14 protein-coding genes and 6 pseudogenes are annotated in these 23820 nt (G+C 54.8%); 5 read left to right on the top strand and 15 right to left on the bottom strand.

The features are described from left to right. Positions 1-36: 36 nt before the first annotated feature. The 7 genes and pseudogenes from fis to ppa all read right to left on the bottom strand — a co-directional run bounded on the left by fis (position 37) and on the right by ppa (position 7373). Positions 37-405, bottom strand: a complete 369-nt coding sequence (gene fis, locus FDY98_RS10720; protein WP_022523661.1) for a DNA-binding transcriptional regulator Fis — start codon at positions 403-405, stop codon at positions 37-39. Next, positions 402-1439: a tRNA dihydrouridine synthase DusB gene (gene dusB, locus FDY98_RS10725; protein WP_081742526.1), complete on the bottom strand. Its 1038-nt coding sequence runs from the start codon at positions 1437-1439 to the stop codon at positions 402-404. Before dusB ends, fis begins: the two co-directional genes overlap by 4 nt. 113 nt (positions 1440-1552) lie before the next feature. Then, positions 1553-2466 (bottom strand): annotated as a pseudogene (gene prmA, locus FDY98_RS10730) (50S ribosomal protein L11 methyltransferase). 128 nt (positions 2467-2594) lie between these two features. After that, a pseudogene (gene accC, locus FDY98_RS10735) lies at positions 2595-3936 on the bottom strand (acetyl-CoA carboxylase biotin carboxylase subunit). Positions 3937-3967: 31 nt separating this feature from the next. Beyond that, the gene (gene accB, locus FDY98_RS10740; protein ID WP_027959284.1) at positions 3968-4444 is read right to left on the bottom strand and encodes an acetyl-CoA carboxylase biotin carboxyl carrier protein; all 477 of its coding nucleotides are present in this window, start codon (positions 4442-4444) and stop codon (positions 3968-3970) included. A gap of 334 nt (positions 4445-4778) precedes the next feature. Further along, a pseudogene (gene dsbD, locus FDY98_RS10745) lies at positions 4779-6652 on the bottom strand (protein-disulfide reductase DsbD). 190 nt (positions 6653-6842) lie between these two features. Next, positions 6843-7373, bottom strand: coding sequence for an inorganic diphosphatase (gene ppa, locus FDY98_RS10750; RefSeq protein WP_022523655.1), 531 nt, complete (start codon positions 7371-7373; stop codon positions 6843-6845). Between the two features lie 283 nt (positions 7374-7656). Here ppa and FDY98_RS10755 point away from each other — a divergent pair, with 283 nt between their 5' ends. After that, positions 7657-9372: a bifunctional protein-serine/threonine kinase/phosphatase gene (locus tag FDY98_RS10755; protein WP_009286572.1), complete on the top strand. Its 1716-nt coding sequence runs from the start codon at positions 7657-7659 to the stop codon at positions 9370-9372. 188 nt (positions 9373-9560) lie between these two features. Here the strand turns inward: FDY98_RS10755 and FDY98_RS10760 are convergent. Further along, positions 9561-10819: pseudogene (locus FDY98_RS10760) on the bottom strand (6-phosphofructokinase). A gap of 168 nt (positions 10820-10987) precedes the next feature. After that, positions 10988-11656, bottom strand: a complete 669-nt coding sequence (gene rnt / locus FDY98_RS10765) for a ribonuclease T (RefSeq protein ID WP_009286574.1) — start codon at positions 11654-11656, stop codon at positions 10988-10990. Positions 11657-11941: 285 nt separating this feature from the next. Between rnt and FDY98_RS10770 the strand changes: the two are divergent. From FDY98_RS10770 to FDY98_RS10780, 3 genes and pseudogenes are all read left to right on the top strand, one after another. Continuing rightward, positions 11942-13160, top strand: a pseudogene (locus FDY98_RS10770) (argininosuccinate synthase). 75 nt (positions 13161-13235) lie between these two features. Further along, the gene (locus tag FDY98_RS10775; protein WP_022523652.1) at positions 13236-13565 is read left to right on the top strand and encodes an HlyU family transcriptional regulator; all 330 of its coding nucleotides are present in this window, start codon (positions 13236-13238) and stop codon (positions 13563-13565) included. A gap of 79 nt (positions 13566-13644) precedes the next feature. Next, positions 13645-14742, top strand: coding sequence for a DUF294 nucleotidyltransferase-like domain-containing protein (locus FDY98_RS10780; RefSeq protein ID WP_340146483.1), 1098 nt, complete (start codon positions 13645-13647; stop codon positions 14740-14742). Positions 14743-14748: 6 nt separating this feature from the next. On the opposite strand, the gene FDY98_RS10785 is transcribed toward FDY98_RS10780, so the two are convergent. The 5 genes and pseudogenes from FDY98_RS10785 to FDY98_RS10805 form a co-directional block, all read right to left on the bottom strand. Then, positions 14749-15975, bottom strand: coding sequence for an EAL and HDOD domain-containing protein (locus FDY98_RS10785; protein WP_231500670.1), 1227 nt, complete (start codon positions 15973-15975; stop codon positions 14749-14751). Positions 15976-16072: 97 nt separating this feature from the next. Then, positions 16073-18819, bottom strand: a pseudogene (locus FDY98_RS10790) (ATP-binding protein). 2 nt (positions 18820-18821) lie between these two features. Continuing rightward, the gene (locus FDY98_RS10795; protein ID WP_022523648.1) at positions 18822-19031 is read right to left on the bottom strand and encodes a hypothetical protein; all 210 of its coding nucleotides are present in this window, start codon (positions 19029-19031) and stop codon (positions 18822-18824) included. Then, positions 19031-21091 (bottom strand): 3'-5' exonuclease, encoded by a 2061-nt coding sequence (locus FDY98_RS10800; RefSeq protein WP_027959290.1) that lies wholly within the window; start codon positions 21089-21091, stop codon positions 19031-19033. The genes FDY98_RS10795 and FDY98_RS10800 overlap by 1 nt, the downstream gene beginning before the upstream one ends. Then, the gene (locus FDY98_RS10805; RefSeq protein ID WP_022523646.1) at positions 21088-21462 is read right to left on the bottom strand and encodes a response regulator transcription factor; all 375 of its coding nucleotides are present in this window, start codon (positions 21460-21462) and stop codon (positions 21088-21090) included. The genes FDY98_RS10800 and FDY98_RS10805 overlap by 4 nt, the downstream gene beginning before the upstream one ends. A 368-nt stretch (positions 21463-21830) precedes the next feature. Here FDY98_RS10805 and FDY98_RS10810 point away from each other — a divergent pair, with 368 nt between their 5' ends. Beyond that, on the top strand, positions 21831-22964 hold the full coding sequence (locus tag FDY98_RS10810; RefSeq protein WP_027959291.1) for a tRNA-queuosine alpha-mannosyltransferase domain-containing protein: 1134 nt from the start codon (positions 21831-21833) through the stop codon (positions 22962-22964). Positions 22965-23139: 175 nt separating this feature from the next. On the opposite strand, the gene nth is transcribed toward FDY98_RS10810, so the two are convergent. Next, on the bottom strand, positions 23140-23778 hold the full coding sequence (gene nth / locus FDY98_RS10815; protein ID WP_009286578.1) for an endonuclease III: 639 nt from the start codon (positions 23776-23778) through the stop codon (positions 23140-23142). Positions 23779-23820 lie beyond the last annotated feature (42 nt).

The following is a 23820-nucleotide window of genomic DNA, read 5'->3' on the forward strand; positions in this document are numbered from 1 at the left end:
GTGCAGAGTCGAGAATTAAAAACAACAACGCCCTGGTTATGGGGCGTCACCTTCGATAAGTCCGTATAGCTTGAGTTTTTTGCGCAGGGTGCCACGGTTTAGCCCTAGCGCATCGGCGGCACGGGTCTGATTGCCGTCGGTGTGCTCCAAGACGCAGGCAAGTAAAGGCGCCTCAACTTCGGCCATCACCATGGCGTATAGATCGGTCGCCTGGCTGCCATCTAAATGTTCAAAGTAGCGTCGCATGGCCGTTTCCACTGCCTCCCGAAGCGGCTGCGGCGGTGAGTTGGCCGCAGGATCCGCTAGCGTGCCTGCTAAATGGGAGTAACTATCGCTGGAGCCGACATCATTGGAATAGCTATCGCTTGAATAGGTGTCGCTAGAGAGAAGATCGCGTTCGGTCATGCAGCAAGGTTTCCTTTGGCTAGCAAACGCGAGGCGGCGCCGGGGGCCATCGCGTTGTTGATCCAATCAAATTGCGTTTCAGGTGACGCTAACGCATTGAACTGCTGCTTAAGCGCGCGCTGTTGGGGCGGCGTAAAGCGTTGGTCATCGCTGAGGTACCAGCCGACATGCTTGCGCGCGATACGTACACCCATGGTGGTGCCATAGAACTCATGCAGCGCTTCAACGTGCCCGTGGAGCACTTGGTGACGCTCCGAAAGACTTGGCAGTGCCATCCGCTCTCCATGCTGGAGGTAGTGGCTGATCTGTTGAAATATCCATGGGTTGCCCTGCGCAGCGCGGCCTACCATCACGGCATCAGCGCCGGTATAAGCGAGTACCTCGGCGGCTTTTTCCGGACTTGTTATGTCGCCGTTGGCAATCACCGGGATCGATAGGTGAGACTTAATCTCGGCAATTGTGTCGTACTCTGCTTTTCCAGTATAGCGCTGCTGGCGATGACGGCCATGTATCGCTAACGATTGAATGCCGGCTGACTCGGCGAGCCGGGCAATGCGCAGGGCGTTGTTGGATTCGGCACACCAGCCCGTGCGTATTTTTAGCGTCACGGGTATATCAACTGCTGCCACTACTGCATCGAGAATTTCGGCCACCAAGGCTTCATCTCGAAGGAGCGCCGACCCTGCCGCCTTGTTACATACTTTTTTAGCCGGGCAGCCCATATTGATATCGATAATCTGGGCGCCTAACTCGGCATTCAAGCGCGCTGCCTGGGCGAGCATTTCAGCGTCGCCTCCGGCAATTTGCACCACTCTCGGGTCAGGTTCACCGCGGTGATCCATGCGCAGCTGCGATTTACGAGTATGCCACAAACTAGGGTCTGAAGTGACCATTTCGCCCACTACCCAGCCAGCCCCAAGCCGCCGACATAGCTGGCGAAAAGGTCGGTCAGTGACGCCAGCCATGGGCGCAAGCATTACTCGATTAGGTAATGCAAACGGGCCAATGCTGGCAGGTAGTGTGGTTAACGTCATGGCGTCAGACTTTGTTGGTTTTAAGCTATGGGTGCAGTGCTAACGGCGAGTAGGCGTTTCAAGGAGGCGTATGATACGCCTACTCGGTGGTGGGGTGAAGGCCAATTGCCGCTTTAACGTGGACGCAAGCCACTAAGCCGCACCCAGCCTTCGCGAATCACCGGTTCATCCATAGCAATGCCTTGCGCTGCATAGGCCTCGTAAACCTCATTGGCCTGGTTTGCCAACACCCCCGATAGCGCAATGCGCCCACCTGGCGCCACGTGTCCGGCAATCATTGGCGCTAGTTCGACCAGCGGCCCCGCTAAAATATTGGCGGTTACGATAGGATAGTCACCGCCGTCGCTTAACTGCTCAGGGTAGTAGAGGTTTAGGTTCGACTCGGCAATACCATTCCGTTCGCGTTGTCTCGGCTGGCCTGCAGCGCCTGGGGATCAATGTCGGTGGCGTCGGCGTGGCTAGCGCCCAGTTTGAGCGCGGCGATAGCGAGAATGCCAGAACCGCAGCCCACATCCAGTACGGTTTGCTGAGCTAGGTGACCGGTTACGGCCAGCTCATCCAGCCACTCAAGACACAGCGCTGTGGTGGGGTGCGTACCGGTACCAAAGGCGAGGCCCGGGTCGAGTATCAGGTTAACGGCGTCGGCCTCGGGTGGTTCGTGCCAGCTGGGTACAATCCACAGGCGTTGACCCATGCGCAGCGGCGTGAAGTCATCCATCCACTCGCGCTCCCAATCTCGATCAGCGAGCAGCTCATACTCGATGGTCGGGCAGGGCTCACCAGGCATCTGCTCTGACCAGGCGGCCTCGATACGCTCCAGCATGCTCTCGACCCCCTCCAGGTCATCGTATAAGCCGGTAAGGATGGTATCTTCCCACAGCGGTGTGGTGCCACGCTCTGGCTCAAATACCGGATCATCGTGGGCATCCTGAAGACCAATAGCCGTTGCGCCTTCGTCAAGCAGTAGTTCTTCTAGGAACTCTGCCTGTTCGGGGGCGACGTGGGCTTTGAGTTGAAGCCAGGGCATGGAGGTTCTCCGCAAGGCGAATTAAAGATAAATACAGTACAGACACATGGAGTAAAGACAAGGACGGGGTGGACATGGCCACCCCGCTGGGTATCACACAGTGCGCTGGAAAGCGCTTGGCTGCTGCATTAGCTGCCGAGTTTCTTTTCCAGGTAGTGAATGTTGACACCGCCTTGACGGAAGTAGCTGTCGCGAACCAAATCCTTTTGTAAGTCGATATTGGTTTTAATGCCTTCCACCAGCAGCTCGTCGAGGGCGTTACGCATCCGTGTCAGGGCTATTTCACGATCCGCGCCCCAACTGATCAGCTTGCCGATCAGAGAGTCATAGTGCGGCGGCACGGTGTAGCCGGTATAGAGATGGGAATCCATCCGCACGCCGAGGCCACCGGGTGCGTGAAACAGCGTTACCTTGCCGGGAGACGGCATAAAGGTGCGCGAGTCTTCGGCGTTAATACGGCATTCGAAGGAGTGGCCGTTGAGCTGCACATCTTCCTGGCGAATCGACAGCGGCAGGCCTGAGGCAATACGCAGCTGCTCTTTGACGATATCCACGCCAGTGACCATTTCGGTGACCGGGTGCTCGACCTGAACGCGGGTATTCATCTCGATGAAGAAGTATTCACCGTCTTCATACAAGAATTCGAAGGGTGCCCGCACCACGGTAGTTGATCTTGATACATGCCTGGCGGCACGCTTCAAGCACCTGAGCACGGGCGTCTGGGTCAAGACCTGGCGCCGGGGCTTCTTCAAGCACTTTCTGGTGACGACGTTGCAGCGAGCAGTCGCGGTCATAAAGATGGATCGCGTTACCCTGGCCGTCGGCTAATACTTGTACTTCCACGTGGCGCGGCTTCTCAAGGAATTTTTCCATGTAGACCGTGCCGTCACCGAAGGCGGCGTGGGCTTCAGTGCGAGTAACGGTAATCGCTGAAAGCAGATGGCCTTCAGTGTGCACCACGCGCATACCACGACCGCCGCCGCCGGAGGCAGCCTTAATGATCACCGGGTAGCCAATGCGGCGCGCGGTGGCAAGATTAGTTGCGTCATCATCACCCAAGGGGCCGTCTGAGCCTGGCACCGTGGGAACGCCCGCTTCCTTCATCGACTGGATGGCGCTGACTTTGTCGCCCATCAGACGAATCGTCTCGGCGCGGGGGCCAATAAAAGTAAAGCCAGAGCGCTCAACCTGTTCAGCAAAGTTGGCGTTTTCAGACAAAAAGCCGTAGCCGGGGTGAATAGCGGTCGAGTCGGTGACTTCGGCTGCACTAATTAGGGCCGGAATGTTTAAGTAAGACTGCGCTGACGATGCCGGGCCAATACACACGGCTTCATCCGCCAGGCGAACGTGCATCAGTTCACGATCAGCTTTGGAGTGTACCGCTACGGTTTTGATGCCGAGTTCTTTACAGGCCCGTAGGATACGGAGGGCAATCTCGCCGCGGTTGGCGATAAGTACCTTGTCCAGCATGGGAGAGTCCACCCGTGTTGAAAATGAAAGATTAAGCGATAACGATCATGGGTTGATCGAATTCTACAGGCTCGCCATCTTCCACCAGGATGGCTTCCACTACACCGTCACGGTCAGCTTCAATCTGGTTCATCATTTTCATGGCTTCAATGATGCATACAGTGTCACCTTGTTTGACGTTATCGCCGACTTCCACAAACGATTTGGCGCCCGGCGCTGGGCTGCGGTAGAAGGTGCCTACCATGGGAGAGTTGACTGCCTCGCCACGGTAGCTTGCGCCCTGAGGCTCTGCTTCAGCAGCCGGTGCTGATGCTGGAGCGCCCGCTGCGGGGGGAGCAGGCGCATAGCCAGGTTGCTGCGCATATTGCGGCATCGGCTGTGGCTGCCACGAAGCGCCATTAGGGTGACGGCTGATGCGGACTGACTCTTCGCCTTCCTGAATTTCAATCTCGCTAATATTGGACTCTTCGAGTAGCTCAATCAGTTTCTTAACTTTGCGGATATCCATGGCATAGCCCCATCAATGTCATAAAAGGTAGTCACAAAGCGCGCGAGCATAAGTGCAGGAAGCTCTTTATGGCGCGTACGTTGCGCAGTAAACCAAATTTAAAAATGAAGAGAACGCTGCATGTTAGCGAACGTTACCCCGTTCTCACCGTTAAAAAAGCAAGTTTTTAGCTAATATGGGAGCGGAGTTTGCCGAAAAAGTGCCAGGATGTCCAGCAACTGCCTACGCCAACGTCCAAGCCATCATGTAGTTAAGAATTAAACAACTGTTTGACGATGTTCGCGTCAGAAAGCGGCTTTAGTGCCTCAATGAGTAGCCAGCATAGGGTTTGAGCTTAGCTATTTGCTAGCCACTGGCTAACTGACTCCAGATGTTCGCGCAACTGATCGGCGGTCACTTCGCCTTGAATGCGTGCATCGCGAATCTCCTCACCCTGGCTGAAAAAGAGCAGGCTGGGTGGGCCGAAAAGATTATATTGGTTGAGCAACTCGCGACTTTGAGAGTCCGTGCGGGTGACGTCGGCGGCGATCAAGGTGTAATCATTAAGCGCTGCGACGACCTGCGGGTCGGGGTAAACATCCCGCTCCAGCAGCTTGCACGAAATACACCAGTCGGCGGTAAAGTGGACAAAGACGGGCTGGTTGGCGTCTTCAGCTTGTGCAATAGCCGCATCAAGCTCAGTTAAGCTGTTTACCTCGATGAAGTCGAGTGCTTCTGCCTGAGGTTCGCCGGAAATGCTGGAGGTTGCCGCAAGGGGGCGCAAGGGGTTACTACCCCCCTGAGCGGCGCCAATCACCAACACTATCCCCCAAGCTAGCAGCATAAGCCCCAGCGTTTGGCGTGCCCGCGGCCACCCCTGCGGCTGATTGAAATTCAGCGCCCCAAGTGCCAGTGCCGTGCCGATCGCAAGGGCTGCCCATAGCAGCAGCGCAATAGGCGCGGACACTAAACGCTCGACCATCCAAATCGCTACGCCCAACAGTAAAAGGCCAAAGGCAATTTTTACGCCGTTCATCCAGGCGCCGGAACGGGGCAGCAGCGTGGCGCCAAAGGTACCGACCAAAAGCAGTGGCACGCCCATGCCCATGCCCAGCGCAAACAGCACCGCGCCGCCCATCGCGGCATCCCTGTTGAAGAGATAAACACCAGCGCGCCGGCCAAAGGCGCCGTTACACAGGGCGATACCACCAATACCGAGAGGGCGCCAGCCAGCGCTAGGCCGGCCGGGCCACTGCGCTGAGCGCGTGCCTGCCAAGCGTCAACACGGTTGGCTAAACGAGGCGACAGATTGAGGTTAAATGCCCCAAACATGGCCAGGGCAAAGAGCGTGAAGAGTACTGCAAAGATGATCAATACCGGTGCTGACTGCAGTCGCGCCTGAAGATTAAGCCCGGCGCCAAACAACCCCATTAACACCCCGACCAGGGCGTAGGTCAGCGCCATGCCGAGCACATAGCTTAACGAAAGGGCAAAGGCGCGGGGGCGTGTGGGGTTCTGGCCAACCACGATCGATGACAAGATTGGAATCATCGGCAGCACGCAGGGGGTAAAGGTAAGCCCCAGGCCGGCAATAAAAAACAGCCCCAGCGCCAGTGGTAGGCTAGCATCGCTAATCAAGGCGCTAAAGCGGCTATCTTCGCTTTTGGGGGCGGCGAAACCATTCTGTTCAGAGGTGTTAGCGGCTGAAGTGTTGGCTGCTGGACTAGATGCCGTACTATCGGCTTGCCAATCGGAAAACTGGCTGGGGGGTTGGGTTTCGCTGGCCTCTAGGGTTGTTTGCTCTGGAGGGTAGCAGAGCCCGGCATCTGCGCAGCCTTGAAAGGTCAGGGCAATATTGAGCGGGCCTGAGTAGGGTGCTTTCAGCGGTACTTCAAACACTACCTGATCGCGGAACACATACACATCGCCCATAAACTCATCGTTGGTAAAGATGCCTTGGGGGATAATGGGGTCGCCGAGACTGACATCCTCCGTTTGGCTGACTACCGCGAACTGGTGGCGATATAGGTAGTACTCATCTGCGATATCCATGCCGATATAGAGCGTATCGCCATCATGCCAAGCAGTCGGCTGAAAGGCTTCCATAACCGGCAAAAATTCATCTTGGTTGCTAGACGATGAAAACCATTGGGCGTTTGCACTTAGCGGTAGCAAGCCAAGAAAGAAAATCAATAATGTAAACAGGCTCAGGCGTTTAAGAGATAACACGGTGCGTCCTTAATCAATGGCATCGCAATGAAAGGCGAACAGCATACCGCAACCTTTAGTCCCTGGCGTATACGCTGCGGTGACGTGACGCGGCCGTTAATAATGCGTTAATCCTGCGCATATAAAAAGACCGCCCAGAAGGCGGCCTCTTATCCCATTGGCGGCGGAGAAATACACCGCAAGGAGATTTTTACGCTTTTTGATAGGCGGTTACGGACTTTTCAATCGCCTTACGCGCAGCGTCAGCACCTTCCCATGACTCAACCTTTACCCATTTGCCTTTCTCGAGATCTTTGTAGTTCTCAAAGAAGTGAGCAATTTGCTGGCGCAGTAGCTCAGGCAGGTCGGTAACTTCGTGGACATCGTCGTAGAGCGAGCTTAGCTTGGCATGGGGTACGCAGATCAACTTCGCATCTTCACCGGCTTCGTCGGTCATGTTCAGAATGCCTACCGGGCGCGCGCGAATAATGCTGCCAGGTTGAACCGGGTGCGGGGTAACCACCAAGGCGTCCAGCGCATCGCCATCGTCGGCGAGGGTATGCGGGATAAAGCCGTAATTGGCGGGGTAGAACATGGGAGTGGCCATAAAGCGGTCAACGAGTAGCGCGCCCATGTCCTTATCAATTTCATATTTGATCGGGTCGTGGTTGGCTGGAATTTCGATCACCACGTAAACGTCGTTGGGGAGATCCTTTCCAGCAGGGATATTATCGAAGTTCATCGTTGATTCCTTGGTAGTGCTGTGGCTAGAGTCGTGCCGTGGTTAGGCAAACGTGTCAGAGTCGTTTATGGCGGAGAATTATACGAACATGACTGCACGATTACCAATGCGACATAGGTTGCTCGTGGGTGATCATTCATATGTCCTACTATTTGGACGAATACGATAGAGACGTTTGGTGGGCATCGTTTCTGTTCCGCTGCGTGTATCATAGCCAGAGTTTATCAATAGTGTTGGTTGGCAGTGATGTCCCTCGATCGAGTCGGCAGCCTAGGAGGATGACTTGTCGCACGCCCAGTTGCTCATTAGTTATGGTCAAGCGTTTGTCGCGCCCGATCGGCGCCTGCATCGCAGCTCAATGTCAGTTCGCTTTCCTGAAGCGCCGCTGCTTCGCGCCAAAGGCGGCTGTGCGGTGATCAGCGACTCCATTTCACGCAATACCATGGCCAAACAGGCCGGTGATATCAGCGTGCGCGGCTTCCTGGCCGATTACTTCTCCACCCCTGATCACTGGGACGTAAAAACCTCTGCCACCCGCGTACTGCGCGCGCTTAATAGCTGGTGCTACAGCCAAAGCCAGCATGTGAAAGAGGGGAGTTTTGTTTCATCCATGTCGGCGATGGTGTTTCGTGGCCGTGAAGCCCACCTGTTCCATATGGGGGATACGCTGGTCTTTCGCTTACGGGGTGCCGAGTTTGAACAGCTAAGCCGCGACCATGTGACTGATTTAGGCGGCTATCGTTACCCTTCACGGGCACTGGGTCTGGATGGCAGTGTCGATATCGATTACACCCACATTGCGCTTAAGCAGGGCGATCTGTTCCTGTTTACTACCCAGGGCGTGCGCGGCACGCTGCTACCTTCCGACTATGTGCGCTTGATTCGCCAGGATGCCAGTGATCTGGATGCCGCCTGCGAGCGGCTAGCTGATGAGGCGAAGCAGCGCGCCCAGGAGCGTGGCTATGGCGGTGATCAGTTCTGCTTTCAGCTGGTACGTATCGATGAATTACCCGATGAGGTCGCCGAGCACCCGGGGCAGCTCTACGGTGATCTACCCATTCCCCCTGAGCTGGCGCCGGGTGAGCGTTTAGATGGCCTGGAGGTTCTCGCCGTGCTATCGCGAACGGCGCAGTCGCGGGTGTACCGTGTCCGTGATGTGCATAGCGAACGGGAAATGGTCATGAAAGCGCCCAGCCCCGAGCTCTCGTTGCGCAATGCCTATCTTGAGCACTTTCTGCTCCAGCAGTGGGTAGTGGAGCGGGTTAACTCGCCCTTTGTGGTTAAGGTGATGGAGCCATCTCGGCCACGACGCTACCTCTATTATCTGATGCAGCATATTGAAGGCGAGACGCTGCGACAGTGGGCAGAGCGCCATCCTCAAGCCAGCTTGACCCAGCGCCTGGACATTGCCAATCAGTTGGGTAAAGCGGTGCAAGCGCTGCATCATCGGGACATTATTCATCAGCAGATCAATCCCGATAATATTTTGATCGACCCACATGGCAAGCTCGTGCTCACCGATTTTAGTGCCTGCCATATGCGTGATGGGGAAGGGCATCGCCACTCAGGTGAGTTGCTCAGGCAGATTGGCTTTAACGAACACAGCGCACCTGAGTATGCCTTGGGCGACAGCATCGGTCGGCGTAGTGATCAGTACTCGCTAGCCTCCACTACTTACTGGCTTTTGACCGGCGCGTTACCTTACACACTGACACCCAACAGGCTGCGCAGCCATACCGACCTCGAAGAGTTGACCTATCGTAGTGCGCGAACAACCAATCCTGAAATCTCCCAGGAATTAGACGATGCACTACGCCGCGCCTTGGATCCACAAAGGGCGTTGCGGTTTAGGCGTATGTCTGAGTTTTTGCATGCGCTTAGGGTGCCGCTCGGGCGGCTGCCCAATCGGGAAGAGAGCCGCCAGGAGCCGCGGCGTTTCTGGCAGGGTGTGGCGGGAATTCTGTTATTGCTGTTAGTGCTTTCCTGGTTGCTACGCTAACTCCAAGTAGTAAAGGTGGATAAATAAGATTATGTCATTGCGAGGAGCGAAGCGACGCGGGAATCTAAGTGTATTGTGGCAGCCAACCCCGAGATTGCTTCACTGCGTTCGCAATGACATAAGGGTAGGTCATTGCGAACGCAGTGAAGCGACGAAGCAATCTCAGTTCGCAATGACCGGTGATCCGTTTACAGCGTAAAAATGGGCAACTTGCGTTCTGCTTTGGCCAGTTTCAGTTTGGCGACTTTGGGTAGGCCATTCTCGAACGGTGGAAGTCCTCGCCCTGAATCAGCGGTGAGAGATAGTCCCGGCAGGTCTGGGTAATGGCAAAACCGTTTTCGCTGATAAAGTCCCGGGGCATAAACTTCTCTTGGTTGGCCACCTGGGAGAGCGGGGCAGAGATCACATCCCACTGGTAGGGCGCCTGAGAGATGCGGCGAATGGCGGGCATCATGGCGTTTTTACCCGCCAGCGCCAAGGTTACCGCTTCGCGACCCACCGCATAGGCTTGTTCAACGTCGGTTTTAGACGCCAGGTGACGCGCCGCGCGCTGCAGATAGTCGGCCACTGCCCAGTGATACTTGTAGCCCAAATCCTGCTTGATCATACCGGCAAGTGTTGGTGCCACGCCGCCAAGCTGGCGGTGGCCGAACGCATCGGTGTTACCTGCATCGGCCAGGAAAGTGCCATCTTCGTAGCGAGCGCCTTCAGAGACCACAATAACGCAGTAGCCATACTGTTTAACGCTCTCTTCAACCCGTGCCATGGCCGCTTTACGGTTAAAGGGGATTTCCGGGAAGATAATCATATGCGGCGGCTCGCCTTCGGCTTCGCCTGCTAAACCACCTGCGGCGGCAATCCAGCCCGCGTGGCGGCCCATCACTTCGAGCACAAATACCTTGGTGGAGGTAGCGCACATGGAGGCGATATCCAGCGATGCCTCCAGCGTTGAGGTGGCAATATACTTGGCTACGCTGCCAAAGCCCGGGCTGTTATCGGTAATCGGCAAGTCGTTATCGACGGTTTTAGGCACGTGGATGGCGGTCAGCGGATAGCCCAGCTTCTCGGAAAGTTGAGAGACCTTTAAGCAGGTGTCGGCGCTATCGCCGCCGCCGTTATAGAAAAAGTAGCGAATATCGTGGGCTTTGAAGACTTCGATCAAGCGCTCGTACTGGGCACGGTGGGTGTCGATGTCTTTGAGCTTATAGCGGCAGGAGCCAAAAGCGCCGCCCGGCGTATGGCGCAGCGCTGCAATTGCCTCATCACTCTCCTGGGTAACGTCGATAAGGTCTTCCGTTAAGGCACCGATAATGCCGTTATGACCGGCGTAAACCTTGCCTATTTGATCGGGGGCTTGACGGCAGGCTTCGATAACGCCGCAGGCGCTGGCGTTGATCACGGCGGTGACGCCACCTGATTGGGCGTAAAAGGCATTATGCTGGGCCATGGAAACGTCTCATCTCCTAAAAACGGATAGTTTTAATCGATATATTTATCACCGCCAAATACCCGCTACCGGGCATTGTCGGTGCTAAACCAGATTGCTGTAATGGGGCGAAGTTTAGCGTAAAGCCTGGCTCTCTGCATTAGCGGCTACGCTGTTGACGGCGAGGTGTTAATCCGCACCGTCCATCTCTTGCTCGCGCTGGGCAAGCTGCCAGCCACCCAGGTCTTTATAGCGATTAACCATCGCGCAAAACAGTTCGGCAGTGCGCTCGGTGTCATAACGAGCGGAGTGAGCGGCTTTGTTGTCAAACTCAATGCCCGCGGCACGACAGGCCCGGGCAAGCACCGTTTGACCATAGACCAGGCCTGCAAGGGTGGCGGTATCAAAGCTTGAGAACGGGTGAAAAGGATTGCGCTTAATGCCGCAGCGATTGACCGCCGCATTCAAGAAGCCCTGGTCGAACGCCGCATTATGGCCGACTAAAATAGCGCGCGTGCAGTCGTGGGCTTTGATCGATTTACGAATCGGGCGGAAAATTTCGCCCAGCGCTTCAGACTCGCTCAGCGCCACCTGGCGACGCAGGGGGTCGTCCAGGTTGATACCGGTAAAATCGAGCGCAGACTGCTCTACATTCGCCCCTTCAAAGGGCTGAATGTGGTAGGCATAGGTGGCATCAGGAAGCAGGTTGCCCTCCGGATCCATGGTCAGCGTGACGGCGGCTATCTCGAGTACAGCGTCGCCTTGGGCATTAAATCCCCCGGTTTCTAAATCAACGACCACAGGCAGGTAACTGCGAAAACGTTGGGCCATTAATTCGCGGGCAATAGCCTCGCTCATGCAGCTCTCCTTGGTTTAAAGCGAGTAATAGTAAAGCGAGTCATCAGTCAACATCAGCGGCAAACCACCGCTTTGAATGGGGAGATTCTAGCAGCTTTAGCCCCCAGGCGTCGTTGACGGTATTCGCTGGGCATTGAGAACGCTATACTCAACGTCAGTCTCAACGGTTTACTCCAACGAGCTATCAAATACGAGCTATCAAATACGAGCTATCACATTCGCCAGGCGCTAGTGGCAAGTGTAGTTTTTACTAATGAATATCTTATGGTCAACGAGGAGCAAAGAATGTCCGATGTCAAAAAGGTTGTGCTGGCATATTCAGGCGGCCTGGACACATCCGTTATCGTTAAGTGGTTGCAAGAAACCTACAACTGCGAGGTAGTGACCTTTACTGCCGACATCGGTCAGGGCGAAGAAGTCGAACCGGCGCGAACTAAAGCGCAAGCGCTTGGCGTGAAAGAGATTTACATCGAAGACTTGCGTGAAGAGTTCGTGCGTGACTACGTCTACCCGATGTTCCGCGCCAATACTATCATGAGGGCGAGTACCTGCTGGGTACCTCTATCGCTCGTCCGCTGATTGCCAAGCGGTTGATCGAAATTGCCAATGAAACGGGGGCTGACGCTATTTCCCATGGTGCTACGGGTAAAGGCAACGACCAGGTGCGTTTCGAACTTGGCGGCTATGCCCTGAAGCCCGGCGTAAAAGTGATCGCCCCTTGGCGGGAGTGGGATTTAACTTCCCGCGAAAAGCTAATGGCGTATTGCGAAGAGCATAAAATTCCGGTCGATTTTTCTAATAAAAAGAAAAAATCGCCCTACTCAATGGATGCCAACCTGCTGCACATCTCCTATGAGGGCGGCATTTTGGAAGATCCCTGGGCCGAAGCTGAAGACGATATGTGGCGCTGGAGTGTCTCTCCTGAAGCCGCGCCCGACCAGCCCACCTATGTTGAGCTGACGTTTGAAAAGGGCGATATCGTGGCCATCGACGGCGAGCCGTTGAAAGCCCATGAAGTGCTCGAAAAGCTCAACAAACTGGGTGGCGACAACGGTATTGGCCGTTTGGATATTGTTGAAAACCGCTACGTGGGCATGAAATCTCGTGGCTGTTATGAAACGCCAGGGGCACTATTATGTTGCGTGCTCACCGTGCCATTGAGTCGCTCACCCTAGACCGCGAAGAAGCCCACCTAAAAGATCAGTTGATGCCGAAGTACGCAGAAGTGATCTACAACGGTTACTGGTGGAGCCCTGAGCGTCGCATGCTGCAGGCGGCCATTGACGAGACCCAAAAGAATGTAGCGGGTGTCGTGCGTATGAAGCTCTACAAAGGCAGCGCTACCGTAGTGGGCCGCAAGTCCGATGAGTCGCTGTTTGATGAATCAATCGCTACCTTTGAAGATGATGCTGGCGCTTACAATCAGAAAGATGCCGAAGGCTTTATTAAGCTAAACGCGCTGCGTTTGCGCATTGCCGCAGGCAAGGGTCGTAAGCAGAGCTAATTAAGCGCTGATAAAAGCAGCTTATATCTTGCAGGGTGGCCATCTCCTTGCCGCCCTGCAAGCAAAGGAGCCATTATGCTTAAGAAATTATTTTCCGGTCTCTTCGGTAGTGATCGTCAGGCTGAGCCAGGTGCTACCACCAAAGCTGCTGAGCCGGTGGAATACAAAGGTTACGAGATTGTCTCTCAGCCAGACAATCAGAGCGGTCAGTACCGCGTCAGTGGCTGGATTCGCAAGGCCGACGCCAGTGGTGAAACTCTTGAGCACCGCTTTGAGCGTTCCGATATGCTCCCAGGGCGAGAGGCCTGTGATGCCATGATGATCACCAAAGCGCAACGCTATATTGATGAAGTAGGTGAAGCGATGTTCGAGCCAGACCCGCGCAGGGCAGGCGAGGGCGAGTAGCAACAACGCCATCATATCATTCTAGTAAAGGAGAGGCGTATGCGTTTAGTACACCAAGCCTCACCCTGGCGCTCTTTCCATGGATGGAACGCTTAATGCCTCGGCGCTTAATGCGCCGTTAGATCATCTCTTCTCGAAACTCTTCTCTACATTCCCCTTGCCGCAAACCTCATTAGCTGATGTCTATGCGTGGCAACTGCCGCTGGTCGAAACGTTGGTGCATTATGATTTACCCGCCTGGCGTATTAGCCAAATCATCAGCGACCACAATGCTTTACTTTATCGTCAGGCTATTGCGCAATCCCTGGACGAAATGCAGGCGCAGGGGTGGGGCGCTCCGCCAGTCGACTACTGCATACTGCTACTAGGTTCCGCGGCGCGTTTTGAGAGCCTGCTAGGCCCCGACCAGGATAATGCGCTGATTATTGACGATTATCCTGACCATCGCCACGTAGAGATCGACGGCTACTTTCAAGCGCTGGGTGAGCGGTTTACCCAGCGCCTGGATGAGGCCGGTATTCCGCTCTGCAATGGCCATGTCATGGCGCGATGGCCGATGTGGCGCAAACGGCTGAGTGAGTGGCACGCGCAGCTAGACATTTGGAGCGCTGATCGCCGGGTAAAGCGCGTACAACAGACTAATATCTTACTCGATTTTGCCCCGATCGCTGGTAATCCGGCGCTTGCTAAGCAGTTGGGTGAGAGCATCGCTTCGACACTTCCCAAAGCGCCACTGTTTATGGATGAAATGGCGGCGCTACTGGATGAGTTGCCGGTGGCGCTGGATCGCTTTGGGCGGCTTGCCTCAAGCCCGGGCCTGGATGCCCCTCACGAACAAGCCCTTAATCTTAAGCATCAAGGCTTGTTGCCGTTGATTAGCGCTGCACGCTTACTCTGCTTGCGGTACGGGCTGCGCGATATACCCACACGCGAGCGATTGATCGCGCTAAGCCATGCAACGGATGCGCTAACGTCGGCTGAATCGGCGTTGCTTGTAGCCGCTTTTGAGCGACTGCAGCAGCGCCTATTGGATCAGCAGCGGTATAACAAAGCTCGCGGTCAGGCTGCAGATGGCTGGGTTGACCTGCGGCGCCTGCGCGAAGACGAGCGATTACTGCTGAAGTTTGATCTACAGCAGATTAAACGTTTGAGTGCTAGCGCTCAAAGCAGCGTATAAAATAAATCAGCTAGCGTCGGTATAAACAAGCGAGCGCGCTTTAGAAGCCGCTTGGAGCATGACGTCGGATGGAAAATCTAGAGGAGAAAATTGACTCTCTGCGGCCTCCACATCATTAAGTAACTTACCTAATGAGCCTATACGCTGATTGATAGCATCTTCAATAAAGCGCCCAAGCCTGATTTCATTCTTCATGAGTTCGGCACTAATCCCCAGGATGGTAGGCATTAGCGAGAATAAACCCGCGATAAAGCTTTCCTGTTCATCGAGTCTACGTTGGTCGGCCATCATTTCACATGCAAATGCCCGGGTTAACCCTTTGATAAGGTTAAGTTTGCTCACAGGGCTGTTGTTAGCGAGCATAACAATGGTAACCAGGGTACGTAGCTCCCTCAGCCCTATAATATGTAAACAATCAATCAGTTTCGTCGTGGGACGACGTGAGCCCTTCTCCGCGGAGTTTGCGCGCTTGAATATTGCGCTCAGTAAGTAAGGATCCCTAGCCACTAACGTACTGATTTCAGAGAGACGCACATTGTCACTATACAGTGCGGAAAGTAGCTGCATTTGATTGGCGCGTGACGTTGAGAGACGAGCTGTTTGAGTTAGTTGGGTTTTGGGGCGCTCATAAAAATAGCCCTGGAAAAGAGTAAAACCTAGCGCTTTACACTGCTTGAACTCTTCCTGTGTCTCAACTCGTTCAGCCAGAAGCGTAATCCCTTCTTTGTGTAGCTTTTTTATTAGTTTTTTAGGTAAGTCGTTGGATATGTCAAATTTGACGATGTCGCAGAAGGGCAGAAATGCATGGTTATGTTCATCTAGGATAAAATCATCTAACGCTAATTTATACCCTTGGCTTTTAATGTAGTGCAAGGCATCAATAACTTCTTTAGTAGGCGAAGTATCCTCGAGAACCTCAATGACTATTTGTTGACTAGGTAGCCCAGTCAGGTCTGGATTGGTGAGCCAGTCTGCAGAAGCATTAATAAACAGCTGGCGTGTGCCGCAAAGTTTATCCAGGCCAATTTCATAGACAGCAATAGCACATGCTCTGGCGGTGGCTTGGACATTATCAAAAACGTTAGCAGTCTGATTCGTTTCATTAGCCCGATAAAGAAGTTCATCGGCGACATGACGTAGCTGAGCATCCACTATTGGCTGGATCGCAATAGTGTACTCATTTGTGTTCGCTTTGTGAGGAAGGTGACACTCATTTTTCATCGGCTCATCCACGACATGCTTCTTTAGGCGAAAGTAGAACTCTGGAGTAAAGAATAACTTAGTTTTAGTGAGCAAGGCTAGCCGTTGTCACCAATAAGGAATCAACGCTTTATGTTGGAGGCGCAGCGGGGAGTTCTAGCGTTAAGCAGGCACCGCCTAAGGTTTTAGCATCCTCGACCCAAAGCCGTCCCCCAGGTGGGCGATAATGCCCCGGCTAATCGGTAGCCCTAAGCCACTGCCCCTTGGCCGACCACGGGGAATATCATCGCCTTGCTGAATTTGATGGAATTTTTCAAATACCCGCTCACGCTCATCTTCGCTAATACCCGCACCGTTATCCTCTACACTCAGACGGAAATGACGCCGATGACGATAAAGCGTGAGGCGCACTTTTGGCTGCTCCCGATCGGCAAACTTACCCGCGTTATCAAGCAGGTTAATAATCACCTGTTCTAAACGGTCATGATCGCCAACCACCATCGCAGGATCAGCTTCTAAGCTAACGTCTAGCACTATGCCGCGCTCCTCATGCAGATGCGCAATAGCATCAATGCTATGCCGAGTCAGGGCGGCAAGATCAAGAGGAACGGGGTTAAGCGTTAAACGGCCGCTCTCCAGACGGGCAAGATCCAGAATTTCTTCAATTAAACGTGACAGGCGCTGGCTCTCGTGGACGATCACGCCAAGAAAATGCTGACGTTTTTCATCAGGCAGTTGGCTGCTATCGCGCAATATTTCGGCAAAGGCGCGAATCGAGGTGAGCGGCGGCGTGCGTAGCTCGTGGCTGACCATGGCGACAAACTCATCTTTCAAGCGATCCAGCTCACGCAGGCGCTCATTGGCACTACGCAGTTCTTCGCCAATTTGCACCAGCTCCTGAGACTTCTGCTCCAAACGGCGGTTGTACTCCAGAGTTTGTGAGGTCGTGTCCAGAATGCTCAGAATCGACTCAATATCCAGTGCTTCGCCGCGTACCACCGAGTTGATCAATACTCGCGCTGAGGAGCTACCCAACGCCCCCGCCAGTGCCTGTTCGGCGCGAGTAATCAGCTCCGCGGTGGCGGGCTCGTCCGCTGCATAAGCGCTTTTGGCTCCGCTATGGCTAAATACACGGCGGGTGGTCGGGGTGCCAAGATAGCGAACGAGTAGTTCTTTGAGTGCACCCTGGGTAGTTTGCCCGCGCCATAGTGACGAAGATAGTGAGGTGGTTTGCAAATTGGGGTGCATCGCTTCGGTGAACAGTGCCGCCTGAGTTTGCTCAAGGGGCGTAGGGCGGGTAAACAGCGATACCCCCACCAATAGCCCCACGTTGGCCAACATGCTCCAGAGCAGCGAATGGGTATAAATATCCCAATTTTCGAGCCCGAATAAGCTGTAGGGCACTAGCCAACCGATGCCCCATGGCCCCTCGGTGAGCAGTGCTGTATCCAACCAACCGGATTGAGCAAACCCGGGTAGCAGCAGGGTATAGCACCAGATTAAGAACCCGGCGATTAAACCAACGGTGGCGCCTTGGCGAGTAGCGCCACGCCAATAGAGTCCAATCAAAAGCGCTGGAGCAAACTGCGCGGCCCCAGCGAAGGAGACCAAGCCAATAGTGACAAGGCTATAGGAGTCACCAATCAGAGCATGATAGAGATATCCGAGCAGTAGAATCAGCACGATAGCGATGCGGCGAATACCCAACAGCCAACCGGCAAGCTCCCCTTTGGTACTCAGGTGCAGGCGCCGTGAGCGCAGCAGCAGTGGCATCACCAACTGATTGCTAACCATAGTGGAAAGCGCGATTGTCTCCACAATCACCATGCCTGTCGCTGCAGACAGACCACCAATAAAGACCAGTAGCGGCAGCCCTTCTAAACCAGCTGAGAGCGGCAGCGTGAGTACGAAGCTGTCTGGATCACCTGCGCTTACGCCTAACAGCAGGCCAGCCAGCGCAATGGGAATAACGAACAGATTAATCAGCAGCATGTAGAGGGGGAATAGCCAGCTTGCTCTGGCTAAGTGCTGCTCATCGACATTCTCCACCACCAATACCTGGAATTGGCGAGGCAGGGTTAAGAAGGCCAAAAAGGCCAGCACCAGCATGCCCACCCAGCCGGTGACCCCACCAGGAACACTATTCAACCGCATGCTATCGACAAGGGCCGGCGTGGCCGCTACCTGGGCAAACAGCGCGGCGGGGCCTTCAAACATCACAAACACCACGAACACGCCAACGGCCATAAAGGCTACCAGCTTAACGATAGATTCCACGGCGATCGCTGCCACCATGCCTTCATGGCGCTCGCTGGCATCCAGGTGGCGTGTGCCAAACAGAATAATAAACACCGCCAACACCAGGGCGACCCAGAGGGACTTATCCATCCAGAAGTGTTCATCCACCAACGTAGTGTCGGCCGCGCGGGGATAATTGATCAGTACCGCATGGCTAACAGTGATGGCTTTTAACTGCAGGGCAATATAGGGGGTGATGCTAATCAGCGCCATTAGGGCAACCAGTGCGCCTAAACTGGTGCTTTTGCCGTAGCGGGCACTGATAAAGTCGGCAATTGAGGTGATGCGTTGCCGCGCTGCAATGCGCACCATCTTGCGTATAACAAAAGGGGCCAACAGCATCGCCAGCGTCGGCCCCAGATAGATGAGCATAAAACTGGGGCCATACTCAGTGGCGCGCCCTACGCTGCCGTAGAACGTCCAGGCCGTGCAGTAAACAGCAATAGAAAGGGCATATACCGTTGGCGAGCCAATGATGGAACGACCCTGCTCTGCCCGCCGGTCGCCCCAGGCGGCGACCACAAACAGCAGCGCCAAGTAGCCAAAAGCGGTGCCGAGGATAATCGCCTCACTACGCATGGTTAGCGGCCTGCACGCTGTTCCATCAGCCAGGCGGTTAAGCCGATCACCCCAGCCCAGGCGATAAATAGATAGAGCGGTAGCCAGCCCACGCTAAACGCGGGAAGGCGATCCACCACGATAATCAGCGGCGGGCAGAACAGTAGCAGGGCAATCGCCACCAGAGCCATTAGGCGCTCTGTTTGGCGTGATTTAACACCGAACGGTTTCATTAGGCACTGGCATCCTGTCGGTCGAAGGCGTTGGCTTGCAGCGCTAACAACTGCTCGAGGGTATCGACGCCGCGGGCTTCTAGGCGTGGCAGCAAAGCTAGCCATAGCTCGGCGGTAACACGAGCATCGCCTAATGCAGTGTGGCGGGTGCCCGGCGGAAAAGCCAGATCATAGCGCTGGGCAAGGCTATCCAGATCATGCCCATCGAGTGCTTCGTCCAGTGCCCGTGAAATCAGTAGGGTATCGATCACAGGGATATCAAAAACGACCCCTTTGTGGCTAATGGCAAGCAGATCAAAGGCGGCATTATGGGCCAGCAAGACGGCTTCGCCGACATAATCACGAAAGCGGGTAAGCACAATATCCAGCGGTGGCGCACCGATCACATCGGCATCGGTAAGGCCGTGAATCGCGGTGCTAGCCGGCGGGATCGGCCGCTGCGGATCAACTTTTTGATCGAAGACCTCGCTTGCCAATAAACGGGCGTTGACCACGCGGCAGGCGCCAAGACTGATGACGGTGTCGCCTCGGCGTAGCTCAAGCCCGGTGGTTTCCGTATCAAAGGCGACTATTTCCAGGCTGCGCAGTGTTCGGCTGGCCAGCGCTTCATCTGGTGGAGGCAGGTCGGCAATGCCAAAGTCATGGAATTCAGGGCGCGGCGGGGCGATTTCGCGTGGGGCGCCGACGCGCTCCATGGCGGGCAGGGGGAGTCGCAGGCGTGAATGAACGCCGTCATCGTCGGCAAGGCTCCAGATGTCGCTGGCGTGTTGGCGCAGCACATCCGCGACGCTTGGCGTCAATGGCAGGGAGTTTAGCGGCTGCTGGCGCCACTCCGCCAGTTCGTGTTCAGGGATTGCTTTGCCGCGCCAAATAAGGTCGAGATAGACGCGCTTATTGCCCAGACATATCTCACCCTCAAAGCCACTGTCAGGCAGATGGGTATTGAGGTGTTTGACTAAAGAGTCGAACAGCGCAATGAGTGCCGGAGCGTCGCCTTTAAACCAGGCTGGCATGCCCACCGGGGTGATTAGGCGGTGCTCCGGATCAAGACGCTCATCCAACGCTTGCCAGAAATCGTTTGACCACATGGGCGTCAAGCGCTCGCCCTGGTGTTGCATGTCGTCGAGTAGCTGGCCGATTTTAGCCACGTTGTCGCCAAGCGTAACGCCTTCCTCGTGGATTACCCGCTCAAAACGCTGGCGTAAAGAGGATGTACTGGCGTCATTTTGATCGCGCAGCTGTATCAGCGCATCAGCAGCGCTGGTCAGGCTGGCGGTATGCTGGCGAAGCGGGGTCAGCATGGCCGCCAGTTCCGCTCTAACGCCCATTTCGCTCGACCAAGAGGCGGTGGCGTCACTAAAAGTCAGCAGTGTTTCGCCATCGCTACCCGGTACGCGGCGTAAAATGACTTTGAGCCAGCGGTCATCACAGGGAGCGAGTAACTCGCGCGGGGAGCCGTCATTAGGCAGTTGACCGAGCATTTGCTGTAAGCTTACTACTGGCAGCAGCGCCTCCAGGCGTTTACCCAGCCCTAACCCGGTATTACCCTCAAAAAAGTCCTCGGCTGCCTGATTGAACAGCATGAGCCGGCGGTGGTGATCACACAGTAGCAGCGGTGTTTCGAGCACTTGCAGCAGCGTTTCCAGCTCCTGACGAATACGTGCAGCGCTGCGGGCGCCGTCAGCGTGAGCGGTGGCAAGGCGACTGCGATCTGATCGCCAACTTTCGCGTACTCGACGTAGGTCGGGCCCCAGCCCTTTTAGCCAACCTTCGGGTGGGTGCTCGTCTCGGGCGTCCGGGTTGGCGACCAGGCGTGCCAGCTGCACCTGTAAATGGCGCAGCGGGGTAAACAGCATGCGCTCAAGCAGCAAACCGACTAAAAAAATCGTCGCGCCACCGGAGAAACTGCCTAGCCAGAGAGCGATGCGCGTTACGCCTGTGGGAGCAAGCTTGGCATCCAGCCAAGCGGCGAAAATGGCTCCACCCAGCAGGCTGATGCCGCTAAGTAGCAACCAGAGGCCAATCAGGCGCTGACGCTTGGGCAGCCCGCCTCGGGTCATGGCTGCTCCTCAATCAGTAGCGCTTTGACTTTTTCGACCAGCGACTGAGTAGAGAAGGGCTTGGTGATGTAATCATCGGCGCCCAGCGCCATGCCTTTTTCCCGCTCAACGTCACGCCCGTGAGCGGTCAACATAATAATGGGAAGCTGGGCAGTAGCCGCTTCGCTACGCAGCCGCTCTAAAACGTCAAAACCGCTAATCCCGGGCAGGCTAATATCAAGTAGCAGTAGATCAGGCTGGCTATCATTCACTCTTGCCAGGGCCTGTTCACCATCTTCGGCAGTGACGACCTCAAACCCCGCTTGCTCCATCAGGAATTCTAGCGATAAAACAATGTTGGGTTCGTCATCGACGACGAGCACTTTAGCCATGGAGCTCTCCTGCTTTTATTTGTTTTAACGTTTATTTGTTTTAAAGCCGTATGAATGCAGTCTAGATAGATCTAACAGGTCAGCCAAGACGACCTTGGCCGAATGCGTGCAAGTTCAGGGAGCTATTGCAAAAGAGATAGGGTTTGCACGAAAAGTCGGCGAGCGAAGACTAGACAAGGCAAAAATCAACGAGAAAGCGGAGTTTACGGGGTGTAAATGAGCATTTCGAGGCGATTTTTAACGCAGTATTGTCGAGCGCAGGCAGTTTTCGTACAAAGCCTAGTAAGCGCGCTTTGTTACACTGCACACCTCTGTGCCATTGCTTAACATGTTATGGCGTTCCACTGATCTGGCTGTTAGGGCTGTAAATGCGCGTTCTCCTGTTATCTGCCTACGAGGCGGTGAGCCATCGCTACTGGGCACAAAGTTTAATGGCGCAGCTTGAGGAGGTGTCGTGGACGCAGTTGAGCCTGCCGCCACGACATTTTGCTTGGCGTATTCGTGGCAATCCGCTGAGCTGGATGCTCAAAGAGCACGATACTCTCAGCCAGTCGTTTGATGTAGTGCTAGCCACTTCGATGGTTGATCTGGCAACGCTGGTAGGGCTGTTCCCGCATCTGGGTCGAGCAAAAAAGGTTGTCTACTTTCATGAAAACCAGTTCGCCTATCCTGAGTCGAGCGATCAAATGCCACAAGTAGAGGCCAAAATGGTCAATCTCTATACGGCGCTGGCGGCGGATAGCGTGGTGTTTAACAGCGCCTATAACCGTGACTCCTTTATTGATGGCGCGCGAGCTTTTTTGAAAAAAATGCCGGAAAACCTTCCGGCAGCTAAGCCATTAGAAGCGATACGCGAGCGGGCTATGGTATTGCCGGTGCCCATTCCTGATAGCACAGCCCCTGAAAACTTAGCACCTGAAAACGTAGAGCTTGAAAACTTAGCATCTAAAAACTTAGCACCTTGCCAGCAAACGGCTTTTCAAAAAATGGTGCCACAGCGAATTATTTGGAATCACCGCTGGGAGTATGACAAAAATCCCGACGACTTCTTCACCGTGTTGTTTGCGTTAAGCGAAGCCGGTGTAGCGTTTGAACTGGCGGTGCTTGGTCAGCGTTTCCGCCAAGTCCCCGCTATTTTTGCCGAGGCCGAGCAGCGCTTAGCCAAGCATATTGTGGCTTGGGGGCCACAGCCGGAGGAGGCCTACCGTGAGTTGTTGGATAGCGCGGATATTGTGGTTTCGACCACTTGGCATGAATTTCAGGGGTTGGCGATCATGGAGGCGGCCCAGCGCGGGGCGTTGCCGCTGGTGCCGGATCGGCTCTGCTTCCCGGCGCTTTATCCGCCTGCCTATCGCTATGACGGTACCCGGGAAGGGCTTTACGACCGGCTCAGTGCTTGGCTTAACGATCCAGCGACTCGCCCTGAACTACTTGATACTACCGCTTGGGAGTGGCCCGCTTGGCGTGAGGCTTACCGCCAGTTGCTGATGAGTTCGACTTGATGGCCTAGCAGCCTGTCGGACTTAACACTGATCTACTGCGAATCCCGGTATTTTGGCCAACTTTATTCGATCGATTTCGTTAAATAGCGCGCTATTCGCCTCAATCGATCGATAAATTTGGCTCAAAATCCGTTCTTCTCGCGACGATCGGTCAAGCCCGACAGGCTGCTAGCCGTTAAGCAAGTTCGGTTTTGTCTTTGTAGTCGCACAGATCCTCGATAATGCAGCTACCACAGCGGGGTTTGCGCGCGATACAGGTGTAGCGGCCGTGCAGAATTAGCCAGTGGTGAGCATCGTGCAGAAACCCTTTTGGCACATGGCGCAGCAGTTTTTGCTCCACCTCAACGACATCTTTGCCTTTAGCGATGCCGGTGCGATTGGATACCCGGAAAATATGCGTATCCACCGCCATGGTGGGCTGACCGAATGCCGTGTTGAGAATCACATTGGCAGTTTTACGGCCTACGCCGGGTAAGGCTTCCAACGCTTGGCGGGTGTCGGGCACTTCGCCACCGTGCTGATTAACGAGGATGTGGCAGGTTTTCATCAGGTTTTCGGCTTTGGTGTTGTACAAGCCGATGGTTTTGATATGCGCTTTAAGCTCATCGATACCTAAATCAATGATCGCTTGGGGCGTGTTAGCGACCGGGTAGAGCCGCGCCGTGGCTTTATTGACGCCTACATCGGTGGCTTGAGCAGAAAGCAGTACGGCAGCCAGCAGCTCAAAGGGCGTGTTCCAGTTAAGCTCGGTGGTGGGGTGCGGGTTCTCTGCCTGAAGGCGAGCAAAGATTTCATGACGCTTTTGGGCATTCATGGCGGGTCTCTTAATAAATACGCGTTATAAATACAAGCAGTT

It is taken from the genome of Halomonas sp. PA16-9 (assembly GCF_009728585.1).
GTDB lineage: Bacteria > Pseudomonadota > Gammaproteobacteria > Pseudomonadales > Halomonadaceae > Vreelandella > Vreelandella titanicae.

Coding starts and splice junctions, on each gene's coding strand:
- fis (WP_022523661.1), bottom strand. CDS start 405: ATGACCGAACGCGATCTTCTCTCTAGCGACACCTATTCAAGCGATAGC.
- dusB (WP_081742526.1), bottom strand. CDS start 1,439: ATGACGTTAACCACACTACCTGCCAGCATTGGCCCGTTTGCATTACCT.
- accB (WP_027959284.1), bottom strand. CDS start 4,444: ATGGATATCCGCAAAGTTAAGAAACTGATTGAGCTACTCGAAGAGTCC.
- ppa (WP_022523655.1), bottom strand. CDS start 7,373: ATGAACTTCGATAATATCCCTGCTGGAAAGGATCTCCCCAACGACGTT.
- rnt (WP_009286574.1), bottom strand. CDS start 11,656: ATGAGCGAGGCTATTGCCCGCGAATTAATGGCCCAACGTTTTCGCAGT.
- FDY98_RS10775 (WP_022523652.1), top strand. CDS start 13,236: ATGCTTAAGAAATTATTTTCCGGTCTCTTCGGTAGTGATCGTCAGGCT.
- FDY98_RS10780 (WP_340146483.1), top strand. CDS start 13,645: ATGGATGGAACGCTTAATGCCTCGGCGCTTAATGCGCCGTTAGATCAT.
- FDY98_RS10795 (WP_022523648.1), bottom strand. CDS start 19,031: ATGAAACCGTTCGGTGTTAAATCACGCCAAACAGAGCGCCTAATGGCT.
- FDY98_RS10800 (WP_027959290.1), bottom strand. CDS start 21,091: ATGACCCGAGGCGGGCTGCCCAAGCGTCAGCGCCTGATTGGCCTCTGG.
- FDY98_RS10805 (WP_022523646.1), bottom strand. CDS start 21,462: ATGGCTAAAGTGCTCGTCGTCGATGACGAACCCAACATTGTTTTATCG.
- FDY98_RS10810 (WP_027959291.1), top strand. CDS start 21,831: ATGCGCGTTCTCCTGTTATCTGCCTACGAGGCGGTGAGCCATCGCTAC.
- nth (WP_009286578.1), bottom strand. CDS start 23,778: ATGAATGCCCAAAAGCGTCATGAAATCTTTGCTCGCCTTCAGGCAGAG.